Annotated in this window: 19 protein-coding genes and 1 tRNA gene; 2 read left to right on the forward strand and 18 right to left on the reverse strand. The window is 40.6% G+C overall.

Features of this window, described 5'->3' with window-relative positions:
- From yycH to yycF, 3 genes are all read right to left on the reverse strand, one after another.
- The coding region (yycH, locus tag WDC_RS04715; RefSeq protein ID WP_044010724.1) for a two-component system activity regulator YycH at nt 1–529 on the reverse strand (529 nt) is incomplete at its 3' end.
- The gene (gene walK, locus WDC_RS04720; protein WP_044010725.1) at nt 510–2,372 is read right to left on the reverse strand and encodes a cell wall metabolism sensor histidine kinase WalK; all 1,863 of its coding nucleotides are present in this window, start codon (nt 2,370–2,372) and stop codon (nt 510–512) included. The genes yycH and walK, both read right to left, overlap by 20 nt.
- Before the next feature lie 14 nt (nt 2,373–2,386).
- Nucleotides 2,387–3,088 carry a response regulator YycF gene (yycF, locus tag WDC_RS04725; RefSeq protein WP_044010726.1) on the reverse strand — a complete coding sequence of 234 codons (702 nt, stop codon included), beginning with the start codon at nt 3,086–3,088 and terminating at the stop codon, nt 2,387–2,389.
- A 215-nt stretch (nt 3,089–3,303) separates the two neighbouring features.
- On the opposite strand from yycF, the gene WDC_RS04730 reads away from it, so the two are divergent.
- Nucleotides 3,304–3,376, forward strand: a tRNA-Lys gene (locus WDC_RS04730).
- Nucleotides 3,377–3,653: 277 nt separating this feature from the next.
- Complete coding sequence (locus tag WDC_RS04735; RefSeq protein ID WP_044010727.1) at nt 3,654–4,805, forward strand: ArgE/DapE family deacylase; 1,152 nt, start codon at nt 3,654–3,656, stop codon at nt 4,803–4,805.
- A 74-nt stretch (nt 4,806–4,879) separates the two neighbouring features.
- On the opposite strand, the gene WDC_RS04740 is transcribed toward WDC_RS04735, so the two are convergent.
- From WDC_RS04740 to dnaN, 15 genes are all read right to left on the reverse strand, one after another.
- Entirely contained in the window at nt 4,880–5,800 is a 921-nt protein-coding gene (locus WDC_RS04740) for an NADP-dependent oxidoreductase (protein ID WP_044010728.1), read from the reverse strand.
- 15 nt (nt 5,801–5,815) lie between these two features.
- Nucleotides 5,816–7,561, reverse strand: a complete 1,746-nt coding sequence (spxB, locus tag WDC_RS04745; protein ID WP_044010729.1) for a pyruvate oxidase — start codon at nt 7,559–7,561, stop codon at nt 5,816–5,818.
- A 177-nt stretch (nt 7,562–7,738) separates the two neighbouring features.
- Complete coding sequence (locus WDC_RS04750) at nt 7,739–8,059, reverse strand: hypothetical protein (protein WP_044010730.1); 321 nt, start codon at nt 8,057–8,059, stop codon at nt 7,739–7,741.
- A gap of 22 nt (nt 8,060–8,081) precedes the next feature.
- The gene (locus tag WDC_RS04755; protein WP_044010731.1) at nt 8,082–9,260 is read right to left on the reverse strand and encodes an MDR family MFS transporter; all 1,179 of its coding nucleotides are present in this window, start codon (nt 9,258–9,260) and stop codon (nt 8,082–8,084) included.
- Nucleotides 9,261–9,406: 146 nt separating this feature from the next.
- Entirely contained in the window at nt 9,407–10,792 is a 1,386-nt protein-coding gene (gene dnaB, locus WDC_RS04760) for a replicative DNA helicase (RefSeq protein WP_044010732.1), read from the reverse strand.
- A 20-nt stretch (nt 10,793–10,812) separates the two neighbouring features.
- A complete protein-coding gene (gene rplI, locus WDC_RS04765) occupies nt 10,813–11,265 on the reverse strand; it encodes a 50S ribosomal protein L9 (protein WP_044010733.1) in 453 nt (150 codons plus the stop codon).
- A complete protein-coding gene (locus WDC_RS04770; protein ID WP_044010734.1) occupies nt 11,262–13,295 on the reverse strand; it encodes a DHH family phosphoesterase in 2,034 nt (677 codons plus the stop codon). Before WDC_RS04770 ends, rplI begins: the two co-directional genes overlap by 4 nt.
- A 175-nt stretch (nt 13,296–13,470) precedes the next feature.
- Nucleotides 13,471–13,710: a 30S ribosomal protein S18 gene (rpsR, locus tag WDC_RS04775; protein WP_044010735.1), complete on the reverse strand. Its 240-nt coding sequence runs from the start codon at nt 13,708–13,710 to the stop codon at nt 13,471–13,473.
- 25 nt (nt 13,711–13,735) lie between these two features.
- Nucleotides 13,736–14,266, reverse strand: coding sequence for a single-stranded DNA-binding protein (gene ssb, locus WDC_RS04780; RefSeq protein ID WP_044010736.1), 531 nt, complete (start codon nt 14,264–14,266; stop codon nt 13,736–13,738).
- Nucleotides 14,267–14,303: 37 nt separating this feature from the next.
- Nucleotides 14,304–14,600 (reverse strand): 30S ribosomal protein S6, encoded by a 297-nt coding sequence (rpsF, locus tag WDC_RS04785; RefSeq protein WP_044010737.1) that lies wholly within the window; start codon nt 14,598–14,600, stop codon nt 14,304–14,306.
- 189 nt (nt 14,601–14,789) lie between these two features.
- Nucleotides 14,790–17,321: a DNA gyrase subunit A gene (gene gyrA / locus WDC_RS04790; RefSeq protein ID WP_052497796.1), complete on the reverse strand. Its 2,532-nt coding sequence runs from the start codon at nt 17,319–17,321 to the stop codon at nt 14,790–14,792.
- 28 nt (nt 17,322–17,349) lie between these two features.
- Complete coding sequence (gyrB, locus tag WDC_RS04795) at nt 17,350–19,293, reverse strand: DNA topoisomerase (ATP-hydrolyzing) subunit B (RefSeq protein WP_044010738.1); 1,944 nt, start codon at nt 19,291–19,293, stop codon at nt 17,350–17,352.
- Nucleotides 19,290–20,414: a DNA replication/repair protein RecF gene (gene recF, locus WDC_RS04800; protein WP_044010739.1), complete on the reverse strand. Its 1,125-nt coding sequence runs from the start codon at nt 20,412–20,414 to the stop codon at nt 19,290–19,292. The genes gyrB and recF overlap by 4 nt, the downstream gene beginning before the upstream one ends.
- Nucleotides 20,415–20,423: 9 nt before the next feature.
- Complete coding sequence (gene yaaA / locus WDC_RS04805) at nt 20,424–20,648, reverse strand: S4 domain-containing protein YaaA (protein ID WP_044010740.1); 225 nt, start codon at nt 20,646–20,648, stop codon at nt 20,424–20,426.
- A gap of 290 nt (nt 20,649–20,938) precedes the next feature.
- Nucleotides 20,939–22,078 (reverse strand): DNA polymerase III subunit beta, encoded by a 1,140-nt coding sequence (gene dnaN, locus WDC_RS04810; RefSeq protein ID WP_044010741.1) that lies wholly within the window; start codon nt 22,076–22,078, stop codon nt 20,939–20,941.
- Nucleotides 22,079–22,169 lie beyond the last annotated feature (91 nt).

Here is a 22,169-nt window from a genome sequence, read left to right on the forward strand (position 1 = left end):
TTACATGGATGCGATAAACAGTTTCGGTGTGATCGTTTAATAGGTAAATGTACTTGGTTTTGTGCAGCGGGATAATAATTCGATTTAATTGTTTAACTCGCCGTTTACTAATCGATTGGCCAAACGTTTGGTTAAAAACACTGGCCGAAATTTGGTCCGGATAATTCAGTGAAATTGAGTTTTTTCGCATTAAATATTTTTGATAACGCTGTTTATTATCACTGGTGACCTTAATTTCACTACCAAATTTCCATTTGCTTACTTTTTGTTTAATTGATAAAACAAGGTTATTCTTCTTCGCATGCAGTAAATATTGCGTACCATTTTGTTTGGTTTTCACAATTTGTGTTGGTAAAAATATATCAGCAATCGACTTACTAGTTAGTTGACTTTGACCACTGGTATTATTTTCACGACTGCGCTCATATCTCGCTGGGTTGGTCCAGATAAACCATGACAAAACTAAGCTGAGTAAGATAGCCAGCGTTAAGATAATTGGCAACCAGTTATCACGAATTCTCCGAATCATCTTCCCATTCATCCCCTTCATAAGGTACATATGGCAGTGAAATATAGAACGTAGAGCCCTTACCTTCAACACTATCAACCCAAATTTGGCCACCTAATAAGCCAATTACTTCTTTAGAAATGGCTAATCCGAGTCCTGTTCCACCTTGTTTGCGTGAGCGAGCCTTATCAACTCGATAAAACCGATCAAAAATGTGGGGTAAATCAGCACGTGGAATGCCCAAGCCTTGATCCGACACGCTCATAATAACGTGATTGTGAGTTTCCAGTAGCCGGGCCGTGATGACACTACCATCCGGTGAATATTTAACAGCATTGTTCATCAAATTATCGACCACTTGAATAAATTTATCGGTATCGATTTCAACCCACAAATCCTTCTTTGTAAACAAACGATCAATTGTATACTTCTTAGCAGGATGATCATCGTTTTTAAGAATCATATCAAAGCGATTCAAAATATAATTAAATAGCTCATTGAGATTAACATATTCTAGGTTTAATTTGGCTGTCCCTGAATCCATCCGCGATAAACTCAACAAATCGTTAATCATGCGGATCATGCGTTCAGTTTCATCTTGGACTACTTTTAAGAAGCTAGGAGCAACTTCAGGATCTTGCCAAGCACCATCGTTTAGCGCTTCAACATAGCTACGAACGCTGGTTAATGGTGTTCGTAATTCGTGTGACACGTTGGAAACAAACTGCTTACGATCTCGATCAACTTTTTGTTGTTCAGTAATATCATGTAGCACACAGACCAAACCACTAATAAAACCAGATTCTCGCTGAATTAAAGAAAAGTAAGCATGCAAAATTAACTCATGCTCACCATGCGAAAAATCAAGAATGATTTCATCCTGGTTTTCCAGTAATTCGCGGATTGTATAGTCTTTGCGGATATCCAAAACATCCAGAATCGACTGGCCTTGCACTTCATCTTCATCAGCTGAAAGTAATTCAGCTGCGGTTTCATTAATAATCGTGATTTTTCCACGGCGATCAGTCGCTAACACCCCATCAGACATATGGGTTAACACTCCATCCAATCGGCGTCGTTCAGCTTCAGTCGAATCTTGTGCTTCTTCCACGTGGACGGATAAATTATTAACTGCCCCAGCTAATTGTCCTAATTCATCATTACCATAAACATTTAATTGGCCGGTAAAATCGCCCCGCGCAATTCGAATCGTTTGCTTTTTCATTTCATCAATTGGTCGAGTTATTGCCCGGGAAATAACAATTGCCATTAAGAGGCCCAGAACAATTGCGATCAGCGAGGCGGACAAGTAAATCAAAGTAATACTGTTGATGTTGGCGTAAACACCCTCCAAACTAGCGCGCATATACAAAACACCAACAACATTATTGCTACTGCCAGATGAATTCAACAATGGCACGACCGAAACATAGTACCGATTGTGATTCGTGTCATCATAAGTGTTTTCCGTATATGAACGATTATTGTAGATTGCATTTTTTACATTTTCATCTGTCGTTTTCTGACCAACGATAGTTTGATCATTGGTATCACTACTACCACGAACAACGCCCTTGTTGTCAATTACCCGAATTTCACTAATATTAGCATTGTTCACATCTGACAAAATATCGCGAATTTTTGCGTTAGTTTTGGTGGTACTAGAACGAACCAGCTGATCTGATAACGAATTATCAACATATGATGGTAGTTCGACTTGTTGTTCAAATGTACTCAAGTTTTGATGCTCTAGTTGACGCACAAAAACCGCCCCAACGACTTCGAGCGTGATCAACAGCATCAACGCGAATACCAGGGCGATTTTAAAATGGATCGACTGAAAGAATTTAATCTTACTATTCAAGTGCTTGTGTACTCCTAATCATTTTCAGGATTATTCAAATAATAACCAACGCCACGGCGGGTGATTAGCCATGATGGGTGACTGGCATTATCTTCAATTTTCTCACGTAAACGGCGCACCGTTACATCAACGGTCCGGACATCACCAAAATAATCATAGCCCCAAACAGTTTGCAACAGATGCTCACGGGTCATTACTTGTCCAATGTGTTGTGCCAAATAATGTAATAACTCAAACTCTCGATGAGTTAAATCAATATTGTCGCCACGCTTAGAAACAGTGTAAGCATCCGGATGAATGGTTAAATCGCCAACATCAATATCAGCATTCTCATCTGGCGCCGTCGTTTCAACCGTTTCTTGACGTCGTAAATTGGCCTTAACTCGGGCAACTAATTCACGATTTGAGAATGGCTTAGTAACATAATCATCGGCACCTAACTCTAAGCCTAAAACCTTGTCTAACTCGGAATCTTTGGCGGTGACCATAATGATCGGGGTTGTATGGTTAGCCCGAACTCGTTTGGCCACTTCCAAGCCATCAATTTTAGGTAACATTAAATCTAGGATGATTAAATCCGGTTTTTCATCTTCTACTTTTTCAAGTGCTTCTTCACCATCATAGGCTACGATTACTTCATAACCTTCTTTAGATAAATTAAATTTGATAATATCAGAAATCGGTTTTTCATCATCGACCACTAAAACTTTCTTCATTAGCTAATTCCCCCTGCAGTTGCAGTTTTTATCAATTTTTAATGTCCAACTAAATTTTTTCTTTAAATTCAAACACGTACATTATAACACATCCCATCATTTGGTAGAATTGAGGTTTGGCTCAATATTAAACTATTCTCATTTATCAATTTTTATCAGATACACTGTTGACTATGCTTTCACATATATGATAGTATATTCAAGTCGATAAATATGGGCAGTTAGCTCAGCTGGCAGAGCAACGGACTCTTAATCCGTGGGTCCAGGGTTCGATCCCCTGACTGCCCATTAATCATAACTAACCAGTAATCACGCCGTGTAAATCCACCGTGGTTGCTGGTTTTTCTTTTACCCAAAATTCGCAGTTAGCGAAACTATCTGGCAATCATTTTAGATAGCAAACTATCGACTTAACATGCTACTGACGGCTATAAATTTGTGGCAAATACAATCAGTGCCAAGCCAACCAGTAAGTTTTTTTGATTTCTGATTTATTTCGAACTATTGTTTAGCTTATACCCGTTGCAAAGCTCAGGCTTTAGTCTAATTTGAGGAGGAATTCATCATGGAAAAACAGGAACAAGAAGATTTCATCGCCAAACTTGTCAGTTTTGACACAGTTGGTGGCAAAGAAGATCAGGTCGCAAAATTTTTAAAGGCTGAATTTGATAAAAGAAACATCCCAAATAAAATTATTCCGGTTCAAACTGGACGCAGTAATTTCTACGCCGAAATTGGTAACGGTAATGGCAAAGTAATCGCTTTTGAAGGTCACCAAGATGTCGTCGGGCTCGTTAATAAAAGTGCCTGGAAACATGATCCTTTCGGTGCCGAAATTGAAGACGGTAAGATGTACGGTCGTGGAACAACAGACATGAAAGGTGGCCTCGCAGCCGAATGCATAGCCATGTTCGAACTAGCTGCATCAAATGCAACAATCAACGGTAAAATTAAGTTATTAGCTACTGTTGGAGAAGAAACAAGTCCTGAAAATCACATGCAAGGAGCCCAAAAATTTACTGAAGAAGGCTACCTTAATGACGTTGAAGGACTTTTAATTGCTGAGCCCTCAATGGGCAAAATTAATTTCGCTAATAAAGGATCCATCACTTACAAAGTACTATCAAAGGGCAAAGCGGCCCATAGCTCAATGCCCTGGTTAGGCTACAATGCCATTACACCATTGATTGATTTTTATAATGAACAACAAAAATATTTTGCGACCCTCCATGCTGAAAATAAATATCTCGGTAAAACAATCCCTGTAATGACAAAAATTGAAGGTGGGCAGCAATTAAATTCCGTCCCCGATCGAGCCGCCATCTATGCCAAAGTCCGTACCATTCCTGAAGAATCAAATGAAACTATTTTGCAGCATATCAAAACTATCATTGCTCAAATCAACCAGACAGACAAAGCGCAGTTGAGTTTGGAAATTTTAGGTGATAAAATCCCCGTTGTCTCTGATCCGCAAAATAAATTTACTCAACTAGTAAAGCAAATTGCTGAGCGAGAATTAAATCAAGAGCTGAAGCTTGAAGGAAGCGCAGGCGGCACGGACGCATCCGAAATGATTCATGGCAATCCCAACATGAATATTGCTGTCTTAGGACCAGGAAACGACTCAGCACATAAGATTGATGAATATGTGGAATTAGATACATTCCATAAGGATATTACTATTTATAAGAAGCTTGTCTTGCAATACCTTAGCTGATAAATAAAAGTTCCACGTGAAACATCACAAAAAACGTTCTAACTATTAAAGTTAGAACGTTTTTTTAATCAACTTTATTTAACCAATACAATCCGCCCAGGTGCATGGCCCTTTTCTAGTAATTGATGGCCTTCAATTACTCCAGCCAACGTGAATGGTAATTCTTTAAATATATCCACCTGCAGCGAGCCATCTGCCAACATGGCAGCAAGCGCACTCAACGCCTGCCGATCATTACCCGCAACTGGTCTAATATGTTTGAACGTCACGTTTGGTTTGGCGTCCAAATTGACGGCAGCACCAACAGAAGCAGCCGCACCATCATCTTTAATGACATCCGCAATCAAAGACTCGTTTTTGCCATTCATTGCGGCATTAATAACGATATCTGCTTGACCGGCAAATTTCTCGTTAATATTTTCCTGATCATAAAGACCAATTTCATCCAGTTTCAGTTGTTCCAAAATCGTTTTATTTCGTGAAGAACCAGTACCAATTACGTGTGCACCAAGTTTTTGTGCCACTTGTACAGCAATCGAGCCAACTCCACCGGTTGCGCCATTCACCAGTACAGTGTCGCCTGCTTTAACATGGGTAAAATAGGTCACCGCATTGTACGCTGTAATTCCTGGTGTAATAATGGTCGTGGCCAATTGATTGGAAATACCGGTTGGCTTTTTAACTAATTTTGCATCCGTCAACTTAACCTTAGTAGCATAAGCTGGGCCGCTGTGACCAATCACGATGTCACCAACTGCAACCTCGGTGACCTCTTCACCCACTTCAGTGACCCTACCTACAACGTCTCTGCCTGGCACAAGTGGAAATTTGTCACCACCAAAATCACCTGCACGTTGACTGCGTTCAAAGTTATTTAAACCAACTGCAAGCGTCGCAACGATCACTTGATCGGCCTTTGTAATCCGTGGTTCCGGCAATTCAATTTCTTCAAATACTGCTGGGTCACCAAATTTTTGATATCCAAATGCTTTCATCTATCTTTCACCTCGTTATGCTTTATATTGCGCTAAAAACTCACTAAATGGTGTCAATCCTTCGGCATGATACTGCTTTATGAATTGATCTACATCTGTTTGTGAATGCTGATCGTCCGTTGTCAGTACAAGTTGTTCCACTGGTAATGGCCGATCGTTTGCAATTTTCACATCAATAACAACTGGACCATTAGTACTCTTAGCATCATCAAATGCTTGGTGTAACTCTGATAAAGTATGAACTTCATATCCGGTTGCACCCATGTCAGTAGCAGCAGCACCAAAGTTGGCATCAATTAAGTCCACTCCTGAGTGCGGTTGCTTTGTATCATCTTGTTCCGCTTCAATGAATCCGAGCGACTGATTCGTCAAAACAACATTGATAATTGGTTGCTGGTACTTAACCTGGGTCAAAATATCGTGCATCACCATGGTATAACCGCCGTCTCCGCTAATCGAAAATACTTGCCGATTAGGATAAGAGAATTGCGCTCCAATTGCTGCGGGGAGTGCAAATCCCATTGTTGCATACCACCCCGACGTAGCCATCTTTTGTGTTGGCTTCATTTGCAACAAACGGACACCGTCGATCGTAACATTACCAACATCTAGAGCAAATATAGCGTCGTCGGTAGCAATTCGATTAATTTGTTCAAATACAGAATCAACATTCAATGGTTGCTTGTCTTCGTCAACAAACTTTGCCAGCCAGTCGCGCCACTCACGTTTGTTGGCCAGTGCAGCTTCATAAAAGGCCCGTTTACCAACCTCCTCCACCTGATTTGTCAATGCTGTTAATGTAGTTTTTGCGTCCGCTAAAATCCCGACATCAACATGGTGACGTTTGCCAATATTGGTTGGCTTGACATCAACCTGGATAAATTTAGCAGTCGGGCTGAAAAAGTACGCCGCAAATGGAAAATTACTACCGATAAACAAAATTGCATCAGCTGCTCTGGCTGTTTCAACCCCCGGTTTCGTCGCAACTCGCCCAGCACTACCCATATAAGCCGGATCATCATCCGCAATAACACCTTTCGCTAATGCGGACGACATTAATGGTATTTTTAACCGATCTGACAATCGCTTGAGTTCTGGACCCGCTTTTTTGGCACCCAGCCCAAAATAAATCACTGGTCGCTTAGCATTCTGTAAGATTTCAGCTGCCTGTTTAACAGCCACCTTATCAGGTAACGGATAATTTTCAGTTACTGCGTAATTGCCAGCAGTGGAAATATAGTCATCGTCAATCTCCGCCCAGCCCAAATCTTTTGGTATGGTCACTACCGCAACTCCAGAATGTTCATAAGCTTGTCGAATAGCTTGGTCAACAACTGCAGGCAACTGTTCAGCTGTCATTACTGTTCGATTATAAACAGCAACATCCGCAAAAATGGGATTTTCATTTAGTTCCTGAAAATATTCAGTGTTCATGAAATCGGTGCCTACTTGACCTACCAAAGCCAATACTGGCACACCATCATGTTTGGCATCATAGAGACCATTCAGTAGATGAACCGCACCTGGACCAGCAGAACCAAATGTAACACCAATTTTACCAGTAAATTTGGCTTCGCCAGCGGCTGCTAGGGCTCCTGTTTCCTCATGGCGCACCTGCACATATTTAATTGAATTTTGCCGATTATAAAGCGCATTCATTGTTGAATCAAAAGAACCACCTGGTAACCCAAAAATATGATCAATTTGCCAATCCTCGAGCACTTTTATCATTGCATCTGCTGCGTTAATCTTATTTGTCATCTTATAACGACCTCCTAAAATACGTTCCACCAGTTAACACGCTCAGATTAGTATACTTACTAAAAATAAGCAAGCATTCTTTCTTATCTTTTTGGTACCTACTCTCAGGATACAAAAAAAGCCAACAAAATCACAGTAATGTGCTGTTGGCCTAAATATTTATTCCCATTTGGAAGTTCAATTATCCTTTTTGATGACATCTGCTGGTGTAATTCGTTGGTGCGCGCGTTTAGCTTTACTAATTTTACCTTCACGTCCCTGATTAACAAAAAATTCGTCACTGGTCCGGCAATACGGGCAACTGATCACAATTTGATACTGAGTCGAGTCATCACGATTCACGTCCATAACATTTCTTTCAGCAATCACCATTGGCTGCTGGTGGCACTTACCACACTGAATGTTCAACCTGCAATTTTCTTGAAACGGGTCAGCAGGCTTACCTACCATTCCGTACTTATCTTCGCCATATTCATGGTCATACTCATAGATAAACATGTCCTTTTTAACCTTAACTTCCTTAACGATAATATTGTGCTCGTTCACCCTGCCAGTTAACAATCAAAATAACCACAATCCCAACCAATACAATCGACACAGAACAGACAACAAATAGACTTTGATAGGATAATCCTTCAATAATCATACCGCCAAATAGCGGACCAATTGCCTTACCAGCAGAAGAAAATGCGTTCATCATACCCTGATATTTTCCTTTAACATCCACCGGTGATAAATCATTAATAATGGCTGGCATGGTTGGAAATGCAGTTGCCTCTCCAACCGTCAAAATGACCATGGCTAGTACAAACATGGCGTAATTGTGGGCAAACATTAAGATTATAAACGAGCCAGCACAAAAAAAGATACCGACATATACTTGTAAATAGATATTTTTAACAAAGTGGGCCATCCAATTCATTAAAATTTGTAATAGCACAATTAACCCCGCATTAATCGTCCACAAAAGACTGTACAGCTCCATCGGGATGCCCATGTCAGTAACATAGACGGACAAATTGCTAACCCATTGCTCATACATTACCCAGATTATTCCCAGGGAAATAAAAAAGGTCCACATAATTGTTACATTAGGCCCGGTCAAACTAACTTTTGTCTTACTCCGCTGGTGCTTTTTTCTAATGGCGCTGGTATCGACGTGGTAAAACAAGAAGGCAACCACGAAATAAAATACATATAAAATAGTAGTCAGAGTAAACATTGGTGCCACACTACCATGGTAAACAAACCCCACGACAGAGGTTCCTAAGACAATACCTAAATTAGCAGCAAAGTACAACATGTTAAAAATATAGCGACCATCACGACTACCAATTAAAGTACCCAGCGAATTAATCAGCGTCGTTAACCACCCATTGAAAAAACCAATAATCGAGAGAAAAATCGGATAAACTGGCCAATGGTTAATAAAAATTAACACAAACATTGCTACGGTATCAATAATCAGTCCACTCAAAATGAGTGTTCGTGGATTAAATCGGTCAAACAGCATACCACTGAGGTAGCTACCAACCACATTGGTACCAGAATACAGTAATAGCACAAAACCAATGATAGTTAAGGACTGGTGTAATTCGTTGTGCAGATAAATAGTCGTTAAGGGCCAAATGAAGCTCGTACCCACACTACTAAGAAATGAGCCGGTTACCAGCCAACGTAATTTAATTTCGTTTTTCATCGGCTACCCCCAATTAAGCCGTCACTAAATGAAAAACTGGGTAAAAGTTAGATTTTTACCTCAGTCTTGTTTACAATTTCCATCTACTAATTTCAAACGCAAATTCCATGACCAAATCACCAAACGCCTTGTTATGCACTTTTGATCTAATCATTTCCCGGAACATACGCAATCGAGGAAAATTTATTATATGATTTCACAAACAACAACTTTACGGTACCCCGTGGACCGCTCCGGTTCTTTTCAATAATGACTTCAACTTCACCAACGTTTTCATCATTATCTCGTGGATCTTCTTGACTGTCTTCATCATCATTATCGCGATCGTAGTAATCTTCGCGGTACAAAAAGCCAACAATATCTGCATCTTGTTCAATCGAACCAGATTCACGAATATCTGACAGTACTGGTCGTTTATCCTGGCGTTGCTCCACACCTCGAGATAGCTGTGATAACGCAATAACAGGTACATTTAATTCCTTAGCTAATTTTTTCAGTTGCCGTGAAATATCGGACACTTCTTGTTGCCGGTTCTCACGGTTAGTTCCTTCAATTAATTGCAAATAATCAATCACGATTAAGCCTAAATTACCCTGTTCTTTTGCTAACCGACGACATTTAGCTCTGATTTCAGCAATCTTGATTCCAGCAGTATCATCAATGTAGATACTGGTTTTAGACAGACTCCCCATTGCCACAACTAAATTACGCCATTCTTCCTCGCTTAATTGACCTGTTCGCAAATGGTTCGCATCAATGCTGCCCTCAGCACATAACATCCGGTTTACCAGCGATTGGGCACTCATTTCCAAACTGAAAATAGCAACTGTTTTATCAGTTTGCGTGCCAACATTTTGTGCAATATTAAGTGCAAATGCCGTCTTACCAACGGCTGGACGAGCTGCCAAAATAACTAATTCATCTTGATGCAACCCCGTCGTCATTTTATCTAATTGTGGGTAACCAGTCGATAATCCAGTGACTACTGAATCATTTTGCGATAATCGATCAATTTCCTCGAAGGCTTCTTTTAATACGTCTTTGATTTCTTTGAAACCGTCTTGATTTCTGGTTTCTGCAACACTTAAAATAGACCGCTCCGCCTCATCTAGTAAATCCGGAACTTCTTCCTCACCGGAATAACTTTGCGTGACAATATTAGTCGCTGTTTGGATTAATTTACGTAAAACCGCTTTTTCTTGGACAATTTTGGCATAGTAAACAACATTAGCGGCCGTGGGTACTGCCTCAGCTAATTCAACGATGTAACTAAACCCACCGATGTCTTCAAGTTGGTTAGTTTTATCCAGTTGTTCGCGCATGGTCAGTGCATCAATTGGTTTATCTTGATCATTTAGATCAACCATTTTTTGAAAGATAATTTGATGGGCACGCCGATAAAAATCTTCAGGCGTGACATATTCCATGGCCTCCACCAACGCATCCCCACTTAAAAATGCAGCTCCTAAAACTGCTTTTTCCGCTTCGATGTTTTGGGGTGGCGTTTGGTCACTTAAAACATCATTATTCATGTTGGTTTCGTCCTTTGAACTTATTTTTCAGCCACGTGTACTCGAATATTAGCGGTTACTTGTGGAAATAGCTTAACTGGCACGTTCGTATATCCTAACACACGAATTGGTTCAGCTAATTCAATTTTACGCTTATCAAGTTTAATCTGATATTGTTTGTCCAATGCTTGTGCAATCTGCTTACTTGGAATTGAACCAAACAAGCGGCCATCTGTGCCAGCTTTAGCAGTTAATTCAACCACTGTTTTATCAGCTTCTAAATGTGTTTTGACTGCTTGAGCTTCGGCTAATAGTTCCGCCTCTTTTTTCTCTTCAGCGCGCTGTTGTCCTTTCAGCGCGCTCATAGCAGAATTGGTGGCCGCCTTGGCTTTCCCTTTTTTGATTAAAAAGTTTTGCGCATAACCATCGGGAACCTCTTTAACCTCGCCACGCTTACCGCGGCCGTGCACATCTTCCAAGAAAATAACCTTCATTGGTAATCACTCCTCGTTTTGTTTTGTTTTGTTTCTTTCGTAGTGTCATTTTTTAATATTGCCACTAATTGCTCTTTGACTTCAGTTACAGTTTGGTCTTTAATCTGTGTGGCTGCATTCGATAAATGACCGCCCCCACCCAGTTGTTCCATGATCACTTGCACATTAAAATCACCAATTGAACGCGCTGAAATGCCGACCGTTAGATCATCACGAAGTGTAATGACAAACGAAGCGTCAACTCCGGCCATTTGGAGCAGCGAATCAGCTGTTTGGGCCGCTGTGACAGAATCATACACATGGTCATCTTCACCAGCACATAGGGCCATTTTATCATCAATAAAGTCCACTGTGGTGATTAAATGGTTCCGTTCAAGATAACTGTCAACATTTTCCTTCATAAACTTCTGAATTAAAATGCCGTCAGCGCCAGCAGAACGAAGGTAACTAGCCGCATCAAATGTTCGGGTTCCTGCCCGCAACGTGAACGACTTTGTATCTACCTGAATTCCGGTTAACATAGCAGTTGCCTCAATTTTATTAATTGGTTCACCTTCACGTGGTTGATACTCAAACATCTCCGTTATCAATTCGCACGTTGACGAAGCATATGGTTCAATATAAACCAAAATAGGGTTTTCAGGAAATTCCTCACCACGCCGGTGATGATCAATGATCATTACTCGATTTTGTAGTTTATCATACAACTGTGCCGACATCGAAATACTTGCTTTAGAATGGTCCACCATAACCAATAAACTCTTAGTAGTTGCCATTTCTTCAGCTTGTTGTGCCGTAATAATGTGGTCCTTAATATCTTGATAGCCCTCAATTTCTGTCAGTAACCGTTCGATATCTGAATGTAGATGGTTTTGATCCAGCACAATCCAACATTCTTGCCCGTTCATTTTGGCAATCCGCCGAATTCCCATACAAGCACCTAATGAATCCATATCTGGAATTCGATGTCCCTGCACAAATATTTGGTCAGACTCATTCATAAGTTCTTGTAACGCCTGGCTAATCATCCGCGCCCGCACTCGTGTCCGCTTTTCCATTGGGTTGGTTTTACCACCATAGAAACGGGCTTGCTGTCCATCAGCCTTAACCACGACCTGGTCACCACCACGACCTAGTGCCAAATCAAGATTACTTTGTGCTAGATCAGCTAAACTATTTAAATCAGCGTCCCCATAAGCCACCCCGACACTCAGAGTTACGGGAGAATTTTGCTTGGATGTATTTTCACGAATTACATCTAAAATACTAAACTTATCTTTTTCTATATTTTGAAGTGTAATTTGATGACCAAGGATCAAATAGTCATCATCAATCACTTTCATAAATAGACCATATTTTTGCGCCCAAGCATCCAACTCAGACGTCACATAGTTATGCAGGTTAGAAACTTCTGAATCACTCATTCCCTGGGTAATTTCAGCATAGTTATCTAGGTAAATATTTCCTAAAATGACCTTTTCATTTTGATAACGCTCATCGATTTTGGCATAGTGGGTCACGTCCATCAAATAAACCACGTTAAAATCAGCTTGGACTAATAATGAAAACCGATGATCCTGCCACTCCACAGTTACTGGTTTTTCCTCTTCACGATTGTCCGCAATTAATTTAGCCAACTTGGTATCAACTTCACTGATTTTCTTTCCGACTACTTCGTCAGCAAAGTATGTGACCATATATGGATTAATCCATTCAATTTCTTGTTGTTCGTCAAACACGATCATCCCAACTGGCATTTGAATCAGTGCTTCTTGTTCGCCGCTTTCAATCCGATATGACAAATCAGAAATATATTCATTTGTATCAGAAACAATGCGGCGCAATAAATTCAAAACAAAATACAAGGCGACCGCCACTAACACTAACATAATGATCCCCAACACCCAGCTAGTCAAAAAAGAGAAAGCAATGCCGAGTGCAGAAACGACAAACATAAAAATCGACACCCACCGAATACTTGAGTTTCGTAAGAAAAACGGTAAATTTTCGCGATCAAAAAAACGACTCATAAATAGTCTCCCATATCTGTGCCAGCATCCTAACTAAGTAGTTACATTTTATCACATTCTATGAATGAATTTTGAAGCGACTGTAAATCAGCAACTGTTTTTTGATCTAAAAAAATAAACACGATCCATACTCGTTTCCGAATAGAATGTGTTTATTGAACAAACTTGCCTTAAATTAGTCTTCTGCAACGAATGGTAGCAGCCCCATAATTCGAGCACGTTTGATTGCAATTGTTAACCGACGTTGGTTTTTGGCACTTGTGCCACTAACACGACGTGGTAAGATCTTACCGCGTTCAGAAATGAAACGCTTGAGTAAGTCAGTATCTTTATAATCGATATATTCAATATGGTTTGCGGCAATAAAGTCGACTTTACGACGACGGCGTCCGCCGCCTCTTCTTTGTTGAGCCATTGAATTTCCCTCCTCTGGCAGTTAATTAAAACGGTAGATCATCATCCGAGATATCAATTGGTTCGCCATTGTTAGCGAATGGATCGTTGGCGTTGCTCTTAACATTACCACTATCAGCATTGGCGTTGTTATTGGCATTACCGAATGGATTGTCATTTGCAGATGATGATTGAGGAGCATTGGCTGGTTGATTATTGTCAAAGCTTGGTGCGCCATTATTATGGCTCTGACTTTGGGCCTTCGTTTCTAGCAATGAGAAGTTTTCGACAACTACCTCAGTGACATAGACACGTTGACCCTGTTGATTTTCGTAATTCCTAGTTTGAATTCGACCATCAACCCCAACTAAAGAACCCTTATGAGTGAAGTTAGCAAAATTTTCAGCAGCTTTACGCCAAATAACGCAGCTCACGAAATCTGCTTCCCGCTCACCCTGTTGATTGGTAAACTGTCGATTAACAGCAACAGTAAATGTTGCTACGGCAGCTCCACTAGTTGTGTATCGCAACTCAGGATCTCTAGTTAAGCGTCCAACAAGTATTGTACGATTAATCATAGACTAATACTCCTTTCTTAACTTCAAATTGATTAAATTAAGCTTCACGCTTAACAATCATGTGACGCAAGATATCGTCACTAAACTTAGCTAAACGATCAAATTCGTTTAGCGCTACATCATCGTTTGCTGTGATATTAACGATATGGTAAGTACCTTCATTGTAGTTACCAATTTCGTAGGCAAATCGACGAGTAGACCAGTCTTTTGAATCAACGATCGTAGCACCATTGTCTGTGACAATCTTGTCAAATCGTTCAACAAGTGCTGTTTTGGCAGCTTCATCAATGTCAGGACGAATGATGTACGTAATTTCATAACGTGTTGGTTCCATGAACTGTTACACCTCCTTATGGACTTTGGCCCTTTTTCATTTAAAAAGAGCAAGGAGAGCAGACGTTTTCACGTGTACTCACAAGCAAAAATTATAACACGATAGTACTAATAAAACAAGAACACAAACAAAAAATCCTAAATTGCGATACATATATTACATACGCTCGCAAATAGGATTTACATTTATTTATTCATTTGTTTCTGGTGCATTTTGATCTGTTGAACTTTGCGTTGCAGAATCAACCGGAGCGACTGCAGTGGCAGTTTCTTCTTCAGTGTCATCTTCCTTAGCAACTTTAGTCATTGTTGCCACATGGGTATCATCATCCATTTTAATCAGATGAACCCCTAAAGTAGCACGTCCAGTTTCCGAAACATTTTCAATGCCAAAACGAATAATCACACCTTTATCAGTTACCAGCATGATATCTTCAGCACCCGTCACAGTAGCTAATCCAACTAACGGTCCATTTTTCTCGGTAACATTAGCCGTCTTAATTCCTTTACCGCCGCGACCCTTAATCGGGTAGGCGCTGGCCGGAGTTTGCTTACCAAATCCACGTTCACTAATTACAAACACATGACTGTCAGCACTTAACAAATCAACCCCAATCACGTAGTCGTTATCACGTAGTCTAATTCCACGAACACCGCTAGCTGAACGCCCCATTGATCGAACATCAGAACCTCTAAAGCTAACCGCGTAACCCAGATGCGTCCCAATAATCATATTTTGGGATTCCTCAATAATCGAAACACCCATCAACTGATCATTTTCTTTCAGCGTAATAGCTTTTAACCCGTTGCTTCGAATATTTTCAAACGCTGCTACTGGAGTCCGTTTGACCGTTCCATGTAATGTCGTAAAGAACAAGTACTTGTCGTGATCATTTGTTTCATGTGAAACGTTAATCACCGCAGAAATCTTCTCATCTGCATCAATGCCCAGCAAATTAATCACTGGAATTCCCTTAGCAGAACGCCCATATTCAGGTACTTCATAGCCCTTCATAGAATAAACTTTACCAGCATTGGTGAAAAACAGCATTCGATCATGCGTTGAAGTTGAAATTAATTGTTCGATGAAATCATCATCATGAACACCCATTCCTTGAACGCCTCGACCACCACGGTGTTGTGCCTTAAATTCATCCACCGCTAACCGCTTGATATAACCATTGTGGGTTAAGGAAACAATGACGTTTTCCTCTTCGATTAAATCTTCATCCTCGATGCTTGTAACATCGCCGACCTGTAATTCAGTCCGACGTTTGTCACCAAATTTAGATTGAATCTCCAATAACTCATCATAGATAATTTGATGGATCCGTTCAGTGTGCACCAAGATATCCTTAAAATCGGCAATTGATTCCATCAGTTTCTGGTACTCATCTTCAATCTTTTCACGTTCCAACCCGGTTAAGCGAACTAGTCGCATATCCAAAATGGCCTGTGCTTGGCGATCGGATAAGCCATAACTCTCCATCAATTGGTTCTTGGCCACTTCACTTGTTTGTGAACTCCGAATGATATTGATGATAGCATCAATATGATCAAGCGCAATTCGTAATCCTTCTAGAATATGGGCTCGTGATTGAGCTTTTTTCAACTCAAATTCTGTCCGGCGACGAACAACTTCTTCTTGATGTTCAAGATAATATTCTAGAATTTGCTTTAAACTGAGGACTTTTGGCGTTCCCTTAACAATTGCCAGCATATTAAAGCTAAATGATGTTTGCAGCAAAGTCATTTTATATAAATTATTCAAAATAACTTCAGCACTGGCATCACGTCGTACATCAATGACAATTCTCATTCCTTCACGATCAGATTCATCATTAACATCGGTGATGCCTTCAATCCGCTTGTCACGAGCTAAATCTGCAATTCGCTCAATCAATTTGGCCTTGTTAACCATGTAAGGAATTTCAGTGGCTATAATTCGTTGCCGGCCGCTTTTTTGTTCCTCAATATCAACTTTGGCACGGACTGTAATTGTCCCGCGGCCAGTTTCATATGCTTTTCGAATGCCAGATTTACCCATGACAATCCCGCCCGTTGGAAAATCGGGACCTGGAACAGCTTCCATCAGGTCAGCAGTTGTTGCCTCGGGGTTATCCATCAAAATGTGAATAGCACTAATAACTTCAGCTAAATTATGAGTTGGAATATTAGTAGCCATTCCAACAGCAATCCCTGATGCACCATTCACCAACAAGTTCGGAAAGCGTGCTGGTAAGACGCTGGGTTCTTTTTCGGTGCCATCATAGTTTTCAGTGAAATCAACTGTATCTTTATTGATATCACGTAACATTTCAACGGCAATTTTACTCATGCGCGCTTCGGTATACCGCATCGCAGCAGCTCCATCACCATCGACAGAACCAAAGTTACCATGTCCATCAACTAACATGTACCGGTAACTAAAATCCTGTGCCATGCGAACCATTGATTCGTAAATGGCAGAATCACCATGGGGATGAAACTTCCCCATGACATCCCCAACAATTCTGGCTGATTTTTTATACGGCTTATCCGGTGTGACCCCTAATTCGCTCATTCCATATAAGATCCGACGATGAACGGGTTTCAATCCGTCACGAACGTCTGGTAATGCTCGTGAAACGATCACACTCATTGCGTAATCCAAAAATGAGGTCCGCATTTCACGAGATAAATTAACATCGGTTATCCGACTTGGTAAATTTTGGTCAGCCACAGTTTTTCCCCCTTTTTTATTTCATCGTTTATAGATCTAGATTTTGAACGAACGTTGCATTTTCTTCGATAAATTCGCGTCGTGGTAACACTTTATCACCCATTAACATTGAAAATACCTTATCTGCTTCAATGGCGTCATCTAAGTCCACCCGCAGTAACCGACGTTTGTCCGGATCCATGGTTGTTTCCCATAGTTGTTCAGCATCCATTTCACCAAGCCCTTTGTAGCGTTGAATCACTGGCTTTGGTGAGGGTTGCAATGAACCCATCACTTGGTCTAGTTCTTCATCTGAGTCGATGTAACGCATGTATTTACCTTGCCGTACTTGGTACAGCGGTGGCTGAGCGATATACACATAGCCAGCATCCACAATGGGCCGCATGAACCGATAAAATAAAGTTAGTAATAATGTTCTGATATGAGCACCATCAACATCGGCATCCGTCATAATAATCAATTTATGGTAGTTAGCCTTTGAAACGTCAAATTCATTGCCAAAACCAGTCCCCATTGCTGTAAATAGTGACCGAATTTCCTCATTAGCCAGAATCTTATCAAGACTAGCTTTTTCAACGTTCAAAATTTTCCCACGGATCGGTAAAATTGCCTGCGTCAAACGGGAACGGCCCTGCTTAGCAGAACCACCCGCCGAATCACCCTCGACAATAAATAATTCTGAAATCGAAGGATCTTTACTAGTATTATCTGCCAATTTGCCTGGTAAATTGCTAATTTCGAGACCACTTTTTTTACGAGTAACCTCACGAGCGCGTTTAGCAGCAACCCGCGCCTTAGAAGCTAGGATTCCCTTATCAACAATCTTGTGAGCAACATCTGGATTCTCCATCATAAAACGATTAAATGTTTCTGAGAACAAGTGATCCGTGGCTGTCCGGGCATCTGAGTTCCCCAGTTTTGTCTTCGTTTGGCCTTCAAACTGAGGATTAGGGTGCTTGATCGAAACAACTGCGGTCAATCCTTCACGCACATCATCACCAGAAAGAGCATCTTCACTTGATTTAAGAAACCCATTTTTACGCCCATAGTCGTTTATAACCCGGGTAAGTGCCGTCTTAAAGCCGGTTTCATGGGTGCCGCCTTCGTACGTATGAATGTTATTGGTAAATGTCATTAAATTACTGTGATAGTCATCAGTGTATTGCAGTGATACCTCGACAGTAATCCCATTTTCGGCACCTTCAACGTATACTGGTGGATCAAACAAAACGTCCTTGTTTTCATTTAAATATTCAACATAATGGCGAATACCACCCTCATAATGGAATGATTCCTTGGTGGGGGTTTCTGGCCGCTTATCGCTAATTGTAATCCGCAAGCCCTTGTTTAAGAAGGATAATTCACGAATTCGTGTTGTTAATACTTTAATATCAAACGTTGTTGTTTCCTGAAAAATATCAGGATCTGGCTGAAAATGAACAATCGTGCCGTGTTCAATTGTGGCCTGTTCATCAAGAACTTTCATCGCCGTTTTAACATGGCCACGTTCAAAGTCCATGTAATAAACCTTATCATTACGAACTACTCGAACATCTAGCTCTGTTGACAATGCATTCACCACGGAAGCACCAACACCATGCAACCCGCCAGAAACCTTGTATCCGCCGCCGCCAAATTTACCACCGGCATGCAGAATCGTAAAGACAGTTTCAAGTGCTGGTTTGCCTGTTTTAGCTTGAATGTCAACCGGAATACCACGACCGTTATCCGTCACCGTAATACTGTTATCTTTTTCTACAATGACGTTGATTTCATCGCAAAATCCTGCCAACGCCTCATCAATTCCGTTATCGACAATTTCCCATACTAAATGGTGTAGTCCTTGGGAGGCTGTTGTCCCGATGTACATTCCTGGTCGTTTCCGAACAGCTTCTAATCCTTCAAGCACCTGAATCTGGCTAGCGTCATATTCGCGGGCACGTTGCGCTTTCGTTTCTTTTTCGTCGCTCACTGTGGCTCCTCCTTAGTTAATGTTCCGTGACTGATATTAAAAATAGTTGGTGTCTGAATTAATTGTTGGGCAATCCCACTTAAACTAGTGGTAGTCAAGAACGTTTGTACCTTATTTTGAATTGCTGTTAATAGGTGCGTCTGTCGAGCATCATCCAGTTCTGATAATACATCGTCCAATAATAGTATCGGATATTCACCCGTTTGTTCCCTCATCAAATCAATTTCTGCCAGTTTAACTGACAGTGCTGTCGTTCGTTGTTGCCCTTGTGAACCATAAGTTTGCACATTTTTTTGGTTAATCAAAAACCGTAGATCATCTCGCTGTGGACCATACTGAGTGCTGCCCTGCTCAATTTCTTTTGTTTCATTGTTCAAGTACAAATCTAACAACTGTTGATATACTGCCTCAACACTGCTCGGTTCATCCAATTTAACTTGGGTGACATAATGAAACGTTAATTCCTCTTTATGTTGAGCAACCGTTTCGTGAATTGTCTGGGCCCATTTTTCTAATTTCTTTAAAAAAGCCGCCCGAGCAACAATTATCTCTGCACCATATGCAGCTAATTGATCAGATAGGACTTGCAGTAACACCCGATCATGTTGTTGCTTAAATTGTAACTGTTTTAAATACTGATTTCGTTGTTTCAAAATCGTCCGAAACTGACCAGAATTATACAAGTATTTATTACTCATCTGACCAAATTCCTGATCCATGAAATGCCGCCGTAACGCAGGAGCACCCTTAACCAGGTATAAGTCTTCTGGCGCAAATAAAATGACATTCAGTTGGCCGACATATTGTGACAGGCGCGCCTGCTCAAGGTGATTGACTTTAGCTTTTTTGCCCTTAGAACTAAAAATTAGCTCTAAAGGGACGCTCCCACCCTGTTTTTCAACTCGTCCGGTTAATGCAGCCTCATGCGCCTGCCATTTTATCAGCTCGCGGTCATTAGCTGTTCGATGACTTCTGGTTAATGCCAAAACATAGACTGCTTCCAATAGATTAGTTTTGCCTTGTGCATTTTCACCGATTAACACGTTAACTCCTGGTGAAAAATCGACGCTTAAATCTTCGTAATTGCGGAAATTATGTAGCTTGAGCTCTGATAAAATCATTTCAGCGACCTACTCGTTTTGGATGACAAAGGTACCAATATCTGCAATCTGAATTTGATCGCCCGCGTACAGTTTTTTGCCCCGCCGTTGATCGACTTGATCGTTGATTTTCACTTCGTTTTCACTTAAAAACCACTTAGCCGCTCCGCCAGATGGGATAATTGCCTCTTCTTTCAACAACTGACCAAGTGTAATAAATGGGCGATCTATTTGAATAATTTTTGGTTCCTGCAACTCATCACCTACTTTATATTTACTTATCCATTATACCGTTATAAATGACGAAAAACAAATAAATATCGCTTATTTTGACGCTTTTAGCTCATTAACGTTATTTAGCTATTTTTTACCAAAAGAGCGTAAAATCGCTGAAATTTAATTTTAAGCAAGTTAACATTAATTCACCCGGTTAAAAATCCTCGGGAAAAAGAAATAAAAAAGAAGCCAATTTTAGGCTTCTTTTTAGATATATCTCCATATAAGTAATTCGCAGCAAATGTACAAAAAACAGAGTCACCGCCGCATTAATAAGTTCGAACCGGCGTTATCAACTGAATAAAGTTTTCAGCATCTTGTGTTGGCACTAATGTAAATGGTCGTAATGCAGACGTGAATGAAAGTCTAATTTCACTTTGACCAAATGAACGCAGTGCATCTTTCATATAATCCGGATTAAATGAAATTTCCAAATCTGCGCCGCTCAAGCTGGTCGTTGTAATTGCCTCTTCAACGTTCCCAACATCTGGTGAATTACCAGTGATTTTAGCCGTATTATCGGCTGCTGTGACCGAAAGTTTAACCACATTATTGCGACTTTCATGTGATAACAACGATGCTCGCTCAATGGCTGCCAAAAAACCAGCAGCGTTTAATTCAATTGTTGTATCTTCAGTTTCTGGAATTAAACGACTTGTTTCTGGATAGTTGCCTTCCAGTAAACGAGAATAAAACATAGTGTTACCCAAGACAAACAAAACCTGATTTTCAGCAATACGCAGTTCAACTGTGGCCTGACTGTCAGTAATCATTCGGGACAACTCTGTTAAGCTTTTTCCTGGAATAATTACATCGTATCGTTCCTGAACTGCTTGTGGTAATGTGATTTTTCGTTGTGCTAATCGATGACTATCCGTGGCCACCGCAAATAATTGATTGTCCGCTAAGACCAAGTGGATCCCAGTTAATATGGGCCGACTTTCTTGTGTTGACACAGCCAGTACGGTTTGGCCGATGATTTCTTTCAGTACATCACCAGCCAGTGAAACACCATCTTTGGTTTCAATTTCTGGTAAGTGTGGATAGTTGTTAGCGTCCTGACCATTAATGGTAAATGCTGCCGAACCAGAAGTGATTTGTGCCTGAAAACCATCACTAACTTCAATGGTCACCAGTTTATCTGGCAATTTTTTAACAATTTCGCTAAAGAAACGAGCGGGTAATACAATCGCACCTGCTTGCTCGATGGTTAAATTCGTTGATTCTTCACTGCTTGGTAACACAGTTTCAATTGTAATATCTGCATCACTACCAGTTAAAGTGACATCTTGATCGCTAACCGCAATTTTCAAGCCGGTTAATATTGGAATAGTGGTCTTAGAAGAAATGGCACGTAATACATCATTTAGCTTAGCAGTGAAGACTGCACGATTAATCGTAAATTTCATCTTAGTTGCTCCTCGGGAATTGAATTTGGTTTTAATATAATTAATAAATAATAAAGTCGTAGTAGTAGGCCCTGTTAACACTGTGGAAAAT

It is taken from the genome of Paucilactobacillus wasatchensis (genome assembly GCF_000876205.1).
Classification (GTDB): Bacteria; Bacillota; Bacilli; order Lactobacillales; family Lactobacillaceae; genus Paucilactobacillus; species Paucilactobacillus wasatchensis.

Bases quoted from the DNA above. Each gene is read 5' to 3' on its own strand.
- yycF (WP_044010726.1), bottom strand. From the start codon at position 3,088: ATGAAGAAAGTTTTAGTGGTCGATGATGAAAAACCGATTTCTGATATT.
- WDC_RS04735 (WP_044010727.1), top strand. From the start codon at position 3,654: ATGGAAAAACAGGAACAAGAAGATTTCATCGCCAAACTTGTCAGTTTT.
- WDC_RS04740 (WP_044010728.1), bottom strand. From the start codon at position 5,800: ATGAAAGCATTTGGATATCAAAAATTTGGTGACCCAGCAGTATTTGAA.
- spxB (WP_044010729.1), bottom strand. From the start codon at position 7,561: ATGACAAATAAGATTAACGCAGCAGATGCAATGATAAAAGTGCTCGAG.
- WDC_RS04750 (WP_044010730.1), bottom strand. From the start codon at position 8,059: ATGTTTATCTATGAGTATGACCATGAATATGGCGAAGATAAGTACGGA.
- WDC_RS04755 (WP_044010731.1), bottom strand. From the start codon at position 9,260: ATGAAAAACGAAATTAAATTACGTTGGCTGGTAACCGGCTCATTTCTT.
- dnaB (WP_044010732.1), bottom strand. From the start codon at position 10,792: ATGAATAATGATGTTTTAAGTGACCAAACGCCACCCCAAAACATCGAA.
- rplI (WP_044010733.1), bottom strand. From the start codon at position 11,265: ATGAAGGTTATTTTCTTGGAAGATGTGCACGGCCGCGGTAAGCGTGGC.
- WDC_RS04770 (WP_044010734.1), bottom strand. From the start codon at position 13,295: ATGAGTCGTTTTTTTGATCGCGAAAATTTACCGTTTTTCTTACGAAAC.
- rpsR (WP_044010735.1), bottom strand. From the start codon at position 13,710: ATGGCTCAACAAAGAAGAGGCGGCGGACGCCGTCGTCGTAAAGTCGAC.
- ssb (WP_044010736.1), bottom strand. From the start codon at position 14,266: ATGATTAATCGTACAATACTTGTTGGACGCTTAACTAGAGATCCTGAG.
- rpsF (WP_044010737.1), bottom strand. From the start codon at position 14,600: ATGGAACCAACACGTTATGAAATTACGTACATCATTCGTCCTGACATT.
- recF (WP_044010739.1), bottom strand. From the start codon at position 20,414: ATGATTTTATCAGAGCTCAAGCTACATAATTTCCGCAATTACGAAGAT.
- dnaN (WP_044010741.1), bottom strand. From the start codon at position 22,078: ATGAAATTTACGATTAATCGTGCAGTCTTCACTGCTAAGCTAAATGAT.